Source organism: Pseudoalteromonas sp. NBT06-2 (assembly GCF_002276045.1).
Classification (GTDB): Bacteria; Pseudomonadota; Gammaproteobacteria; order Enterobacterales; family Alteromonadaceae; genus Pseudoalteromonas.
Genome location: NZ_NQMR01000030.1, coordinates 62424 through 78015 on the forward strand (window position 1 = coordinate 62424; position 15592 = coordinate 78015).

Genomic DNA, 15592 nt, shown 5'->3' on the forward strand with positions numbered 1-15592 from the left:
TACCTTATTTAAATCGTTTTTTCATTAAACAATAAAACATGTCAGCTGCGATTCGAATTGCATTAGCATAGTTTATATTTTCTGAACTATGCCCTACATTATTTAATATATCCAACTTAATATTTGAATTCTGTGATAATTGTTTTGTCAGGTAGTATACGCCTGCAAATGGTGAAATTAAATCTTGTCGTCCATGCAAAAACCACATTGGTATATGCTGTAGCCTTTCAATATTATTTAAAATGAAATCATCTTCGATAAAAAAATTATGGATAAAATAATGAGTTTCTAAACGAGCTACATCTAATACTTTTTCTTTATTCACTAAATGTAAATCTGCATCATGATTTGGATACATGCCTGATAAAACAGATTCCCACTCACACCAAGCTTTAGCAGCCTTTATACATGCAAGTTCATCATTCATATTAAGTTGATGTATATAATACTCTAAAATAGATGATACATTATTATGACTCGCTCTAAAATTATCAAACTGCTCAGGAAATGCTTGTGCTGGAGCGCCTAATTCACCAAATAACCAATTTAAATCTTGTTTACGTGCTAAAAAAGTACTGCAAAGTAATAAACCTAAGACTCTTTGAGGATATTCAATAGCATATAATAACGCGAGTGTTGATCCCCAAGATTTTCCTGTAATCATCCAATAAGAAATATCTAAAAATTCTCTTAGTAGCTCAATATCAGAGATTAAATGGGCTGTCGTATTCCCTTGTAATTCGAAATGCGGGGTTGATAATCCACAGCCTCTTTGACTAAAAAGAATAAGGCGGTAATGTTCAGGGTTAAAGTAACGGCAATGAAGAGGGTTAAGGCCGCTACCTGGTCCGCCATGACATATTAAAACGGGAATACCCTCCTCACAGCCATATTCTTCAATATGAATCTGATGACCATCACCAACGGCTAAATGGTAACTTCGGTATGCTTTTTCTACTCCATATAATTGATGCATCACTTTCCTCTTTTTATTATTACTTCAAAATCCAATACAAAGAGTATAGCTATAGAAAAGTTAGTCTAATGTAGTTTCTTCAAGTAAAGCTCTTTTTATGTGCTTTTGTTTTTTTTGCTCTTGTAATAAAGCCGTGAACTCAGCGCCTAGAAGCACAACTATCCAAGACAAATAAACCCATACAAATAAAATAGGAACAGTTGCTAATGCACCATAAATTACTTCATACGATGGAAAGTGACTCATATACAAAGCAAAGCCTGCTTTACTTGATTCAAATAACACCGCAGCAAAAAACGCTCCTGGTACAGCGCACTTTATAGGTACATCAGCGTTAGGTACCAGGGTATAAAGCAAAATAAAACCTGCCATTGAAATCATATAAGGTAGTAATTTCAATAAAACACCGCTAAAGCCAGGAATATCCTGATCTGCGATGCTCGCTAGTGATACCAAGTATGACGTAACACCTAAACTTGCACCTAAAATAACGGGACCTAATGTTAATACCATCCAGTAGATAGCAAGTGAAAATATCGCTTTTCGTTTAGTTTTTATTCGCCAAATTTTATTTAAAGTAATATCAATATTGCGGATCAAAAACAGTGCTACCACCACTAAAAATCCAATACCGACACTGGTCATTTGACTGGCATTACCCGCAAAGGCACTAATATGTTCTTTAATCGCATCACTCGACGTGGGTACAAAGTTATTAAAAATAAAATTTTCAATGCCAGTGCGAAAAGACTCAAATACAGGAAAAGCTGAAAAAATAGCAACACCCACCGCGATCATAGGCACCAAAGATAACAAAGTAACATAAGCCAAATAGCCCGCATTTACGGTAATTTGATCTTGCTGACACCTTGATAAATAGGCTTTCCACCAAACTGATTGCTGGTACAAGAATGATTTAAACTTATCAATGGTAACGTCTAGTTTCTGTTGCATTTTTTATTATTAGTTAGTGGTCTGATACTCTATAATAGCATTAAGTGAATTCAAGGATATTACTCAAATGAAAAAAATATTACTTATAAGCACAACATTGCTTTTATTAACGGCATGTCAATCTGCTTATTATTCTGCCATGGAAAAAGTAGGTGTACATAAAAGAGATATATTAGTTGATAGAGTTGAAGCAACTAAAGAATCTCAAGAAAAATCACAAAAACAATTCCAGTCTTCATTAGAGCACTTAAGTGCATTAATTAATTTTGATGGCGGCGAATTACAAAGTGTATATGAACAATTAAATGATGATTACCTGACGAGTGAATCAGCTGCTAAAGATGTATCAAACCGAATCAATAAAGTTGAAGATGTCGCTACTGCATTATTTCAAGAATGGGAAATTGAGCTTGAACAATATCAAAGCGCAACTCTTAAACGTGAAAGCCAAAAAAAATTAAGTGCGACCCAAAGACAGTTTAATAAACTACTAAGTTCAATGCGTAGAGCAGAAAAAAAAATGACACCTGTTTTAGCGGCATTAAAAGACAATACATTATATTTAAAACATAACCTTAATGCACAAGCTATCAGCGCAATTAAAGGTGAATTTACGAATTTAAAACGAGATATTCAGTCTTTAATAAAAGATATGAATAGCTCAATTTTAGATTCTAATAAATTTATAGAGCAAATGAACCAAGGCTAGTTTTTTGGTTTGTATCAAAACATTAAAAAGGCTTCGAAGTGAAGCTTTTTTATACCTGACAGCTCTTAAAAGTAGACGTGACTTCAGTCTTGCATGTTATTCTTTTAATTTGTATTTATTCACTTTTATAGCCTAAACCTACTTCTAATCGCCAAACCAATTAAAAACATAAATATAAATGACAAACCTCATTGAATAATACTCATAATCTCAAACAAATCGGGAAATTTATCCACATATAACTGCTCTATTACATGTGACTTTAGGCCTTTATTAATAGATAAAAAGGCACTGAATTATAGATAGTTAATTCAATTGAACAACCTAAAAATTTTAAGTTTAATTAACTGGATGCCGTAAAAAGATAATACGCACTAAGAACAAGTATTGAGACTACAAACGCTCCAGAAGATAAAGCAATGCTTCGACCATAATCACTGAAACCTGAATATAATTTATCAATAATTTGATTTAGCAACATTAAACTGAGTCCATCGTTTTACTTTGAACTCTAAGGTATTTAATTCCAGTGCAGCTTCATGATCTTTATTTGATTCTGCAATATCTTTTTTATCTACAATTTTTTTATCTTTAAAGTTATCCAAACCTAAATGATGAGCCATTTTTGTATGAGTAAAGTCAGGTACACAATAAAATGAATTATCAGATAGATCTACTGACTTTTGAAATGATACAAAGCTAAAGTCTAATTCTATTATATTTTCAGGTTTTTTAAGTTATTAAATGATTATTAATTTCAGGTTTAGAAAAATTCAGCATTTCCTTATCTAATTTAGCTTCAATAAAAGTACAATCGCCTTTACCCAGAGAGCCTTTATTAAAACTTATATTTCCGAAATTAAACTTTTTAAAATCAAAAAAATATTACCATTTCCGAATTTAGAACCAGAAAACTGAAGTGGTCAAATAAAATTAGTTACAGTTTTGTAGTTTAATCAGTATCTTCGTTCAGACTCATTTGAGCTTATTCCTGCGTTGCATCTTTGTGATTCACTTGGTAATAGTGTCGCCCCTAGCGCTATTCCTCAGGCACGACAAAAACTTACTGATGAACCGCTGGCCCAATTATTTTCGATGACGGCCAAGCATTGGTCAGAGCAAGAAGACAGCAAAGGTACATGGAATAACTTAAAACTATTTTCAATTGATAGTACTCAGTTTCGTAGCCACGATACACCTATACCCAAACCACTTCAAGGTGCAGGATTCAGTTGGAATTAGAAATACTTTAGGCAAGGCATTGATTGAAGAACATGCTTATTCCCTTTTCAAAATCAATAACGCTGCATAAAGTATTTATAAACCAACCTTACAGGGACTTCTGAGCAAATCATGCTCGTTGTTGCCTGCATGGATGTAGGTACTAGAGCAATGCAGGAGCATATTGCCGGTCCATCTTTTTTTAAGGGAGTAACCATTAATGCAAAAATGCGCCTAGATCATGAATTGCTCAGCAGTCCTGAACCTCACATCTTGAAGTGGCTTGGGTATATGCATGTTGAGTCATTTGGTTACATCAAACATGCATTTTGAAGTAACATGGGTATAAATATGAAATTATAGAAAAATTTGAAGAGGGGAATTACCTTGTTGAAATGAATGTTTCAGGACATAAGTCCCAAGTTTGCCAGAACGATGGCAAGTTCGATTAGTGCTATATCCTGAGACAAAACAACTTAACCACATCACAGAGTTATTAAGTTCATTAATGGATAGTGGAATATATCCAACAGAACAAATACGTAATGTTTACTTTGAAAGATGGGAAATAGAATGCGGTTATGGAGAAATAAAGCATCAGTTACTTGACGATAGTATTTTATTACGAAGTCAGTCTGCAATTGATGTTAGACAGGTGATATGCGGTATTTTACTTATCTATAATTTGATTCAGGTTGAGATTTCACTGATTGCCAAAGAGGCTAACGTATCACCACTAAGGATAAGCTTTTGTACAGCAATACGCGAAAAGGTAAAACAATATATCCTGCCAGAAAAAAGAAAACGCCCCAAAAGAAGGAGCGTTCGTATTTCCAAAATCCGATACCCCATTCAGTCAAAACATGCTTGACTGAATGGGGTTAGCTAAAAAGCGTTTTTTTAATCTTAAATTAAAGTGTAAGGTTAAAAATCACAACATTACATCAAAAATAATTACTTAGAAGGGCGACCTACACGCTTACGCTCACCTTCAGTAAGATGACGCTTACGAATACGAATGTTTAAAGGTGTTACTTCTACTAACTCGTTATCATCGATAAACTCAAGCGCTTGCTCAAGTGATAAGATGATTGGTGGAGTAAGTGTTTGTGCTTCATCAGTACCTGATGCACGAACATTAGTTAACTGCTTACCTTTAAGTGCGTTAACTGTAAGGTCGTTATCACGGCTATGAATACCGATAACCATACCTTCATAAACTTCTACACCGTGACCGATGAACATTTTACCACGTGCTTGTAGGTTAAATATTGCGTTAGTTAGTGCTTTACCTGTTGCATTTGCAATGATAACACCGTTCTTACGAAGACCAAGCTCACCGCCTTTGTGAGGACCGTAATGATCAAACGTATGGTACATAAGACCTGAACCTGAAGTCATCGTCATGAAATCAGTTTGGAAACCAATTAAACCACGGCTTGGGATCATGAAATCCATACGCATACGGCCTTTACCATCTGGTGCCATATCAGTAAGTTCACCTTTACGTAAACCTAATTGCTCCATGATAGAACCTTGATGTTGTTCTTCACAGTCAATTGTTACTGATTCAAAAGGTTCAGATCTAACACCATCTATATCTTTAATGATTACTTGCGGACGAGATACTGCAAGCTCATAACCTTCGCGACGCATGTTTTCGATTAATATACCTAAGTGTAATTCACCACGACCAGAAACGCGGAAACTATCTGGACTTTCAGTCTCTTCAACACGTAATGCAACGTTATGTACTAATTCTTTTTGTAAACGCTCAAGGATGTTACGTGAAGTAACAAATTTACCTTCTTTACCACAGAAAGGAGAGTTATTTACAGAGAAAGTCATAGTTACAGTTGGCTCATCAACACTTAGAGGTGGTAATGCATCAACATTGTTAGGACAACAGATAGTATCTGAAATCTTAAGCTCGCCACAACCTGTAACCGTTATAATATTACCAGCAAATGCTTCATCAGTTTCAATACGCTCTAGACCTAAGTAACTTTGAACTGTTGCAATTTTAGCGTTACGTGAAGAACCGTTTTCACTAATGATAGTAACTTGTTGGTTAGGCTTAACAGCACCACGTTTTATACGACCTACACCGATTACACCTACATATGAGTTATAATCAAGTTGAGAAATTTGCATTTGTAGCGGACCTTCAACATCAGCTACTGGTGGTAATACGTTATCAATAACAGCTTGGAATAAAGGTTCCATGTTTTCAGACGGTTTGTCTAAATCCATTGTTGCCCAACCATTGATAGCTGAAGCATAAATCACTTTAAAATCCAACTGTTCATCAGTTGCACCTAAGTTATCAAATAAATCAAAAACTTGATCCATAACCCAATCAGGACGAGCGCCTGGCTTATCGATTTTGTTGATTACAACAATTGGCTTAAGACCCTGTGCGAATGCTTTTTGCGTTACAAAACGCGTTTGAGGCATTGGACCTTCTTGAGCATCTACTAATAATAAAACAGAATCTGCCATTGAAAGTACACGTTCAACTTCGCCACCAAAATCGGCATGTCCAGGAGTATCTATGATATTGATGTGGTAATCATTCCATTCGATTGCAGTATTTTTTGCAAGAATTGTGATACCACGTTCTTTTTCAATATCGTTAGAATCCATTACACGTTCTTCATTACCGCCACGAGTTTCTAAAGTGCCTGATTGCTCAAGTAATTTATCAACTAAAGTTGTTTTACCGTGGTCAACGTGCGCGATGATGGCTATATTACGTAACTGTTCGATGCTCATATAATTGTCTCAGAGAATTTAATCTCGCTGATCCTAAAAAGATCTACGCTCTTTGCCGCCCTTCAATACCTTAATAAAATATTAAATGCGATTTCTCAGCATAGAGATAAAAATTGGTCGCGTATTATCCCTTAATAATTGCACAGATGAAAGTTTATCCAATGTAAAAATTAAAAATAATTTAAATTAAATTATTACTGGTTGATTTTCAAGCATCTATTTATAAAGTTTTTTTGTCTTATACATTAGTCAAAATAATTGGCTATACTATTTACTCCAACACTTCACTGCACCACAAAAGTGCAATAAGGAATCATTTTAGTGCAAACTTGTAGAGTTAACATCTCTAAAACTAAACAATGGAACCAAATATCAATAACTTATCATGTTGGCATAAAATAAGCTAAATAAGTTCAAGTAAAAAAATTAAATATAAAAGCAACCCAAATCACGTTGGAGGACACACATGTCACATTCGGTTTTAAAACTTATCAAGGAAAACGATGTTAAATTTATTGACTTACGTTTTACTGATACTAAAGGTAAAGAACAGCACGTTTCTGTTCCACATCATCAAGTTGATGAAGAGTTTTTTGAAGACGGTAAAATGTTTGATGGATCTTCAATTGCTGGTTGGAAAGGTATCAACGAATCAGACATGGTATTACTACCTGACGCAGACTCAGCAAAATTAGACCCTTTTACAGAAGAAACAACTTTAATCATACGCTGTGACGTTGTTGAACCTTCTGATTTACAAGGTTACGAACGTGATCCGCGCTCTGTTGCTAAACGCGCTGAAGATTACATGCGCTCTACCGGTATTGCAGATACTGTTTTATTTGGTCCAGAACCAGAATTCTTTGTATTTGACGACGTTAAATACAAGACTGATATGTCAGGTTCTATGTACAAAATTGATTCTGAACAAGCTGCTTGGAATTCAGATAAAGATTACGAAGGCGGTAATACAGGACATCGTCCAGGCGTTAAAGGTGGATACTTTCCAGTTGCACCAGTTGATGCTTTCCAAGATTGGCGTTCAGCTACGTGTTTAGTACTGGAAGAAATGGGTCAAGTAGTTGAAGCGCATCACCACGAAGTAGCAACTTCTGGTCAAAACGAAATCGCAACTCGCTTTAATACTATGGTTATTAAAGCAGATGAAATCCAAGAAATGAAATATGTTATCCATAACATGGCTCACTTATACGGAAAAACAGCTACCTTTATGCCAAAACCTGTTGTAGGTGATAACGGCTCAGGTATGCATTGTCACCAGTCGTTAGCTAAAGACGGTGTCAACTTATTCGCTGGTGATAAATACGGCGGTCTGTCTGAAGATGCACTTTACTACATTGGCGGTATCATTAAGCATGCAAAAGCAATAAATGCATTTGCTAATGCTTCAACGAACTCGTACAAACGTTTAGTACCAGGTTTTGAAGCGCCTGTTATGCTTGCATACTCAGCACGTAACCGCTCAGCTTCAATCCGTATCCCAGTAGTACCTTCAGCTAAAGGACGTCGTATCGAAGTACGCTTCCCAGATCCAACTGCGAACCCTTACTTAGCATTTTCATCAATGCTTATGGCTGGTCTTGACGGTATCAAAAACAAGATCCACCCTGGCGATGCCATGGATAAGGATTTATACGATCTACCCGCTGAAGAAGCTGCAGAAATCCCAACAGTTGCAGGTTCTCTTGAAGAAGCATTATCAGCTTTAGATGCTGATCGTGAGTTCTTAACTCAAGGTGGTGTATTCACTGACGATCTTATTGATGCTTATATCTCATTGAAAAACCAAGAAATTGAAAAATTAAACAGTACAACTCACCCCGTTGAGTTTGAAATGTACTACAGCTGTTAATTCGTAGCTGATTTTAAGCCTAGCTTAAAAGAATTTTTAATGTGTGTTCCAAAAGCCTGCGTAAGCAGGCTTTTTTTATGGAAAAATTAACAGAGTTCGGTTAGAGTTAGCACAGTTATGTTAATTTATTGCTATAGTTTTAAGCCAAGGCTTTATTCGCATAATAAAAACAAAAATAACAAGGATGCAAAATTGGGTTTTAAAATGGTTTTTACAGTGATACTCCTTACCGTTTTTTTGTGTGTATTCACAAATCAGAGCTTTGCTTCGCCTAAAAAAATATATGTTTGGCGAGACTCGAAAGGCGTACTTGTTTTCTCTGATACACCTCAACCATCGGTCGATGCCGAAGAAATTAAACTCAATAGTAAAGCCATTGAAATGAAATCGATTGATACCAGTATTTTATATGATAATAAAAAAGATAAAGTCATCAAATTCACCATAGAAATTACCAGTCCAGTCCATGAAGAAACCATTAGAGATAATGCTGGTTCTATCCATATTAGTGGACGAATAGGGCCTAGATTTATACCTGGGCATAAAGTGCAACTGTACTTAGATGGGGCTAAATATGGTCACACACAAGCTTCTATTTTATTTGTGATACGTAATATAGACCGCGGTGAACATCAACTTCAGTTAGGTCTCATTGATGAAAAAGGCAAGTCTTTAGCCAAAAGCAAAAGCATTAAACTATTCTTACATCGTAACTCAGTTATATCAGGTACTTAAACTTGTCTTCTAGAAAATTCACTTTATCAACAACATCCAAAACTCTACTATAAAATGACTACGTATTCAGTACTACTTAAGGTAAATTAGAGATATTATACCTATACTAAATTCGCTTAAGTATCGTGCTTTTAATCATAAAAATACTTACGCACTAAATTGGTGCAAACATGTTCTCAAATGATGCAATTAATGAAAAAAATATAAATACCTCAAAACTATTACATTCTGCTTGGCAAAATTTAACGACTTCTGTGATTTTACTAAATCAAGATTTAATTGTTATTTATGCCAATGAAAGCGCTAAAGAACTTTTTGCTTTAGGAGAGAAGCGCTTTATAGGGCAAGAATTTCACGCCTTATTTAGCCATCACACAATTGATATATCAAGAATATATAGTCATACCCTAGAGCAAGGTATTGATTGCCATCAACACAGAGCCGACGTGGTATTTGTCGATTCTCGCCATGCAAAAATAGCATTAAGCTCGCGCTTAATAACCAATGATAATCAAGCACTCGCATTAATAGAATTTCGCAGGCTTGATGAAGAAATAAAACATGATCAGGCTTCATATCAAATGCATCAACATATTGCTGCTCGCACCTTAATTAGAGGCTTAGCACACGAAATAAAAAACCCTTTAGGCGGTATACGTGGAGCGGCGCAGTTATTGCAGTATGAAACGTATCAGAGTGAGCGTGATGAATGTACTAATCTCATCATAGAACAAACTGACAGATTAACTGAATTAGTTGACCGGTTATTAGGGCCAAATCAATTACTAAAAAAAACAGAATGTAATATTCACCAAACTTTAGAATCTGTTGTTAAATTGGCTATGTTAGAAAATTATAACCATATTAAATTAGTCAAAGATTATGATCCTAGTATTCCTGATATCACTATTGATGAAGGAAAAATGCAACAAGTGATTTTGAATATTATACGTAATGCACAACAAGCCATACATAACAATGAAGCTAACAATATAGAATCTGGCAGTATCCGTATAAAAACACGAATACGTCACCAAATGCGTGCTCATAATAAATCAATGAAAAACGCTTTACAGATACAAATATCAGATAATGGTCCTGGGATAGATCAAGATATTATTGAAACGATATTTTTTCCTATGGTAACCAATAAAGAAGGCGGTTCAGGCTTAGGACTATCAATTGCGCAAACTTTAATTGATCAACACAATGGTTATATAGATTGCGAAAGCTGGTCTGGACATACAGAATTTAATATATATCTACCTTTGGGTTTGTAAACGCATACATATATATACTGAATATTAAAACAATAAATTCCTAGCTACAAAAAGGAAATAAAAATGAAAACAGTTTGGCTCGTTGACGACGACGCATCTATAAGATTTGTATTAGAAAAAGCATTAACCCGTGCAGGATTTCATGCTGAAAGCTTTTCTAATGCTGAAGATGTTTTACAAGCCTTAGAATATAGCCAACCTACTGTACTTATATCTGACGTACGTATGCCTGGTATGGATGGCATGACATTATTAGAGGGAATCGCAAAAGATAATCCTGGTTTACCTGTGATCATCATGACCGCGCATTCAGATCTAGATTCAGCCGTTCAAGCATTTCAAAAAGGTGCTTTTGAATACTTAGCTAAACCTTTTGATTTAAATGAAGCGGTTGCATTAGTAGAAAGTGCCTGTAGAGCAAATAGTCGAATCAAAGTAAAAGCTAAAAAAGAACCTAAAAAAACACCTGATATAATAGGTGAAGCCCCTGCAATGCAAGAAGTTTTCCGTGCAATAGGTAAACTATCAGCATCGAGTATGAGTGTGCTTATCAACGGTGAATCTGGTACTGGTAAAGAACTCGTAGCAGGTGCACTACATAATCATAGTCCTCGCTGTGAAAAAGAATTCATTGCTTTAAACATGGCCGCTATTCCAAAGGAGCTTGTAGAGTCAGAACTTTTTGGCCATGAAAAAGGCGCATTCACAGGCGCTGATAGCATACGTAAAGGGCGTTTTGAACAAGCGAATGGCGGTACCTTATTTTTAGATGAAATAGGTGATATGCCGCTTGATGTACAAACACGTTTATTAAGAGTCCTTTCCGATGGAGAATTTTACCGTGTTGGTGGTCATCAAAGCATTAAAGTAGATGTACGTATTATTGCTGCGACTCATCAAAATTTAGAAGATTTAGTATTAAAAGGGCAATTTAGAGATGATTTATTTCATCGTTTAAATGTTGTGAGATTAAAGCTACCGCCATTACGCGAACGCCCTGAAGATATTGAGATTTTAGCACAAAATTTTTTAAGGAAGAGTGCTAAAGATTTAAAAGTTGAATGTAAAGTGCTTAGCCCTGAAGCCAGTAAAAAACTCCAGTTATTTAATTGGCCAGGTAATGTAAGGCAATTAGAGAACTCCTGTCGATGGCTCACAGTTATGGCTCCAGGACAATTAATTGCTCTTGATGATTTACCAGAAGAAATAACCAATGAACAAGCTATTATCGCAAAAGCTAACTGGTTAGATGAGTTTCAGATCTGGCTTGATAGTGAGTTAAAACAAGGCAAAGAAAATATTTGGCCTCAAATTCAAAGCCAATTAGAAGAGCGCTTAATTAAAAGTGCGCTTGCCAATTGTAATGGCCACAAGCAAGATGCAGCCATAAAAATTGGTTGGGGTCGCAATACATTAACGCGAAAATTAAAAGAACAAAATATTTCGTAACTTCCCACATCATAACCTTTAATTCAAATGAAATTCCCGATGCTTATAATCGGGAGTTTTAATAAACAGTAATAAGCCCGTTAGCTTAACTTTAGCTAGTGATAATTTTATTATAATCTTTATCAAACTATATTAAGTACAAAAAACGGTTTGTATTTAAACAATTCGACAATGACAACAAATTGTATGTTATTCAAACGGAAACTTGATTATGTATCGCCAAAATGACACAGTGTAATTTTTCAGCGTATTACTCGCTATGCTCCGTGAAAAGATAAAATCACATTTGGCATAAGTGAATGCATTGAACAATTAAACCAATTATTAGAAAGGAAACAGTCATAACTAAGCCTTTATAATTTTTAGTTTTTTCACAATAAAAAATTATATCGATGATACACTAAGAAAAAGAATGGATTATCCTGATGAAATATAAAACGTTAAGCATAACTATACTGCTATTTTCAATTAATTTATTAGCAACAGAGTCAAGTGATTCAACTCCATTTAAATCATTCGAGCATGCTTTTGAAAAAAAACAATATCATAAAATCATTAGCCAAATAGAGGCTAAAAAAACAAGAACACTCGAAGAATCTATATTATTAGCGCAAAGCTTTTACCGTATCAATGAGATTGATGATGCTGAAGCTATCATTTCCCCTCGATTTAAAAATTTCCCTGAACACGCAAAAATCAATTATGTTTACGCCATCATTATGGCCGCACAAGCGCAATCATCCATTTTCAGTGCATTAAGTTATGCTGAAAAAGCATTAAAAGGATTTAAAAAAGCAACTCAAATTGAACCAAAAAACCTAAATTACTTATCTGCTTTAATGCGGTTTTATATCAATGCACCTTCAATTGCTGGCGGCAATATGAAGCAAGGCAAGCTGTTAGTAGATAAAATTGACACTCTTGATAAAAGAGAAGGGTTTGATGCCAGATTTGCATATTACATGCAAGATGGTGACGATAGTGCTTTAAAGAAACTAATGACGGAAGGACAAAAGCAATTTCCACAAGATATTGGTGTTCATATCACAATAGGCCATGCCTACTGGAGTGATGAACAACTTACCAAAGCCCAAGCGTTTTTTATTAAAGCGAGTAAATTACCACTCAAACCTAATGATAAAACCAACAAAATTGAGCAATATGAAATTAATAACCATTTAGAGACACTTTACTTAACGGGCAGAATCGCAATAGAAACAAAAGAACACTTGGATATAGGTATAACTGCATTAGAAGATTACATAAAACAAGTAAACAATCCTAACGATGAGCGTTATCAATGGGCACACTTTCGCTTAGCTCAATTATATAAATTTAATAAACAGCAGGATAAATCTGAAACTTTATTTAAATGGGCATATAACAATGCAACCGATAAAAAGTTAAAAAAGAAAGCTAAAAAACAACTATAATTTATTTAAAAATGAGACAACAGTATGAATATAAATTTGATGAAATCAGCAGTTTTACCATATATATTGGATTAATGTGATTACCAAGGGAAACTGTCGGTCTAATTACCGAGCGACTTTGTCGTAAATAGCATATCAGCCAGTTACTAAACAGACAATTTACACATATTTTTTAAGCTATGAAAAAGACTGCTATTCCGACATTGAACTAAACCGCTCTGCGGTAATGGTGCTCACCTCCAGCTTCAGTATTCGTAACATATTATCTTTTTTCCACTCTAATACTTGAGGCATGTTGCCTCACTTAGAATGGAGAAACTCTCATGAACATCAGTCAATATTTTTCAGAACCACTTCGTCAACGTATTAATCAAGATATGATCATACGTAAGCTTGCCACTAAAACTCAAATTGCTTATATCAGAGGGGTTAATAAGTTATGTGAGCATTTACAACATTCACCTGAAACAGCAACTCAAGAGGAGCTTCGTGAATTCCAGTTATTTATGGTCAATAATGGTATCTCTGGGATCACCGTCAATGCAACCATTGCTGCACTGCGATTTTTATTTCAAATTACTTTAGATAAACCTGAAGTAGTGACCCGGATCTGTCCCGTCACTGTCGCGCGTAAATTACCCATTGTATTAAGCTTTGAGGAAGCTAAGTACTTTATGGCATCAGCAACGCATCCTAAATTTAGAGCTGCATTAGCCGTTGCCTATGGTGCGGGTCTGCGTGTGAGTGAAGTTGTTTCGTTAAAAGTCAGTGATATTGATAAAAAATTGAGCCACAGATGTCTCACCAAAATTTGGAAGTGGCTGATATCTTTCACGCTCATGGCCAATCTTGGCGTGATCACCATGCAGGGCATATTAGCTTAGCTCAACTTAAAGTCATGTCAGCCATAGAGCATTGTCGTAGTGAAGTGCTTGGCGGTCATGTTTTATATTGTTCAAGCTGCGAGCAGATGCAAATAGCTTACAACTCTAGTCGTAATCGTCATTGCCCTAAATGCCAAGCGAGTGCGGCTAAACGTTGGCTAGAAACTAGGCAAATGCAGTTACTGCCCGTTGATTATTACCATCTAGTATTCACCTTGCCTCAGGAAATAAGTGAACTTGCTTATTACAACAAATCAGTCATGTATGACATTTTGATGAAAGCAGCGGCTCAAACACTGCTGATTATCGGGGCAGATACCAAGCATTTGGGAGCGCGTTTAGGTGTCACTTTTGTATTACACACTTGGGGAAGTGCCATAACACATCATCCCCACGTTCACGGCATTGTGCCTGGAGGGGGTTTATCACTTGATGGTAAACAATGGATATCATGTAAATCTGGGTTCTTTTTGCCTGTACGTGTTTTATCTCGGCTGTTTCGGTGATTATATCTAAAAATGTTAAGTGATGCGTTTAAGCTCGATACCTTATTGTTCTTTAAAGACTTTAAATCTATTGAAAATGGATCTCAATTTACACAATGGTTAAATGCTTTTAGTAATATTGAGTGGGTTGTGTATGCCAAGCGACCATTTGCGGGGCCAAAAGCTGTATTGGCATATTTATCTCGCTACACACATCGTGTGGCAATTGCCAACAGCCGCCTGATTGCGATGGATGAGCAAACCGTTAGCTTTAAATTCAAGAATTATCGTGCAAAAGCACATGAGCCATGCCCTAGTTTTGTTTACCCCAATTGTGGCTCACCCATGATAGTAATAGAAATACTAGTACATCAGTATTTACCCAGAGCACCGCCGTTATTAGATTGGCAATATCTGATACGGTAAACATAATAATGAGATTATCAATAAATGTTAGTAAGGATTAATGCTGGTCAAAACACCAGAAATGAGCGATAAATGGCAATGAAATAGGAGGTTTAATGCACAAATTCTTATTAAAAAGTACATTACAGCAAGCAATATTAATGCACGGCGAGGCAATAACACAGCAGCCAAATAAAATGAGCATACAATCCCCATAATTCAGAGCCAAAACCCCGCGGTTTCCTCAATGTAGGCTTTTTCGACACCAGCTCCCAATCTATGAGTTGTAGCCAGGATTGATATACTGACTGGTATCTAAAAACCTAAACATATACGACTGTCAGATTTAATTGAATTCTGTTAATCGAATCTGACAGTCGTATATGCGCCATAAGGTTGGATTCCAATTTAAA

At 35.6% G+C, this 15592-nt stretch carries 14 protein-coding genes and 1 pseudogene; 11 read left to right on the plus strand and 4 right to left on the minus strand.

All coding sequences use genetic code 11. The features are described from left to right. Positions 1–4: 4 nt before the first annotated feature. Entirely contained in the window at positions 5–976 is a 972-nt protein-coding gene (gene pip, locus CJF42_RS08545; protein ID WP_095366277.1) for a prolyl aminopeptidase, read from the minus strand. A 60-nt stretch (positions 977–1036) separates the two neighbouring features. Further along, complete coding sequence (locus CJF42_RS08550; RefSeq protein WP_095366278.1) at positions 1037–1930, minus strand: virulence factor BrkB family protein; 894 nt, start codon at positions 1928–1930, stop codon at positions 1037–1039. A gap of 67 nt (positions 1931–1997) precedes the next feature. On the opposite strand from CJF42_RS08550, the gene CJF42_RS08555 reads away from it, so the two are divergent. After that, complete coding sequence (locus CJF42_RS08555; protein WP_095366279.1) at positions 1998–2639, plus strand: DUF2959 domain-containing protein; 642 nt, start codon at positions 1998–2000, stop codon at positions 2637–2639. A gap of 458 nt (positions 2640–3097) precedes the next feature. Here the strand turns inward: CJF42_RS08555 and CJF42_RS27355 are convergent, their stop codons facing one another. Then, positions 3098–3244 carry a hypothetical protein gene (locus CJF42_RS27355; protein ID WP_170940536.1) on the minus strand — a complete coding sequence of 49 codons (147 nt, stop codon included), beginning with the start codon at positions 3242–3244 and terminating at the stop codon, positions 3098–3100. A 391-nt stretch (positions 3245–3635) separates the two neighbouring features. Here CJF42_RS27355 and CJF42_RS27360 point away from each other — a divergent pair, with 391 nt between their 5' ends. The 3 genes from CJF42_RS27360 (at position 3636) to CJF42_RS08570 (ending at position 4731) form a co-directional block, all read left to right on the plus strand. Beyond that, positions 3636–3881, plus strand: a complete 246-nt coding sequence (locus CJF42_RS27360) for a hypothetical protein (RefSeq protein ID WP_095366280.1) — start codon at positions 3636–3638, stop codon at positions 3879–3881. A gap of 111 nt (positions 3882–3992) precedes the next feature. After that, positions 3993–4193, plus strand: coding sequence for a hypothetical protein (locus tag CJF42_RS27365; RefSeq protein ID WP_095366281.1), 201 nt, complete (start codon positions 3993–3995; stop codon positions 4191–4193). Positions 4194–4368: 175 nt separating this feature from the next. Then, entirely contained in the window at positions 4369–4731 is a 363-nt protein-coding gene (locus tag CJF42_RS08570) for a hypothetical protein (protein ID WP_095366282.1), read from the plus strand. A gap of 83 nt (positions 4732–4814) precedes the next feature. Here the strand turns inward: CJF42_RS08570 and typA are convergent, their stop codons facing one another. Further along, positions 4815–6635, minus strand: coding sequence for a translational GTPase TypA (gene typA, locus CJF42_RS08575; protein ID WP_095366283.1), 1821 nt, complete (start codon positions 6633–6635; stop codon positions 4815–4817). A 466-nt stretch (positions 6636–7101) separates the two neighbouring features. Between typA and glnA the strand changes: the two genes are divergently transcribed. The 7 genes and pseudogenes from glnA (at position 7102) to CJF42_RS08610 (ending at position 15200) form a co-directional block, all read left to right on the plus strand. Beyond that, positions 7102–8508: a glutamate--ammonia ligase gene (glnA, locus tag CJF42_RS08580; protein ID WP_095366284.1), complete on the plus strand. Its 1407-nt coding sequence runs from the start codon at positions 7102–7104 to the stop codon at positions 8506–8508. A gap of 192 nt (positions 8509–8700) precedes the next feature. Further along, complete coding sequence (locus tag CJF42_RS08585) at positions 8701–9243, plus strand: DUF4124 domain-containing protein (RefSeq protein WP_212668791.1); 543 nt, start codon at positions 8701–8703, stop codon at positions 9241–9243. A gap of 170 nt (positions 9244–9413) precedes the next feature. Beyond that, positions 9414–10523: a nitrogen regulation protein NR(II) gene (gene glnL, locus CJF42_RS08590; RefSeq protein WP_095366286.1), complete on the plus strand. Its 1110-nt coding sequence runs from the start codon at positions 9414–9416 to the stop codon at positions 10521–10523. Between the two features lie 63 nt (positions 10524–10586). Continuing rightward, entirely contained in the window at positions 10587–11972 is a 1386-nt protein-coding gene (glnG, locus tag CJF42_RS08595) for a nitrogen regulation protein NR(I) (RefSeq protein ID WP_095366287.1), read from the plus strand. A 425-nt stretch (positions 11973–12397) separates the two neighbouring features. Next, complete coding sequence (locus CJF42_RS08600) at positions 12398–13405, plus strand: tetratricopeptide repeat protein (protein ID WP_095366288.1); 1008 nt, start codon at positions 12398–12400, stop codon at positions 13403–13405. Positions 13406–13728: 323 nt separating this feature from the next. Then, positions 13729–14289, plus strand: a complete 561-nt coding sequence (locus tag CJF42_RS08605) for a tyrosine-type recombinase/integrase (protein WP_095366289.1) — start codon at positions 13729–13731, stop codon at positions 14287–14289. Further along, a pseudogene (locus CJF42_RS08610) lies at positions 14202–15200 on the plus strand (IS91 family transposase). Before CJF42_RS08605 ends, CJF42_RS08610 begins: the two are co-directional and overlap by 88 nt. The last annotated feature ends 392 nt before the right edge of the window (positions 15201–15592 follow it).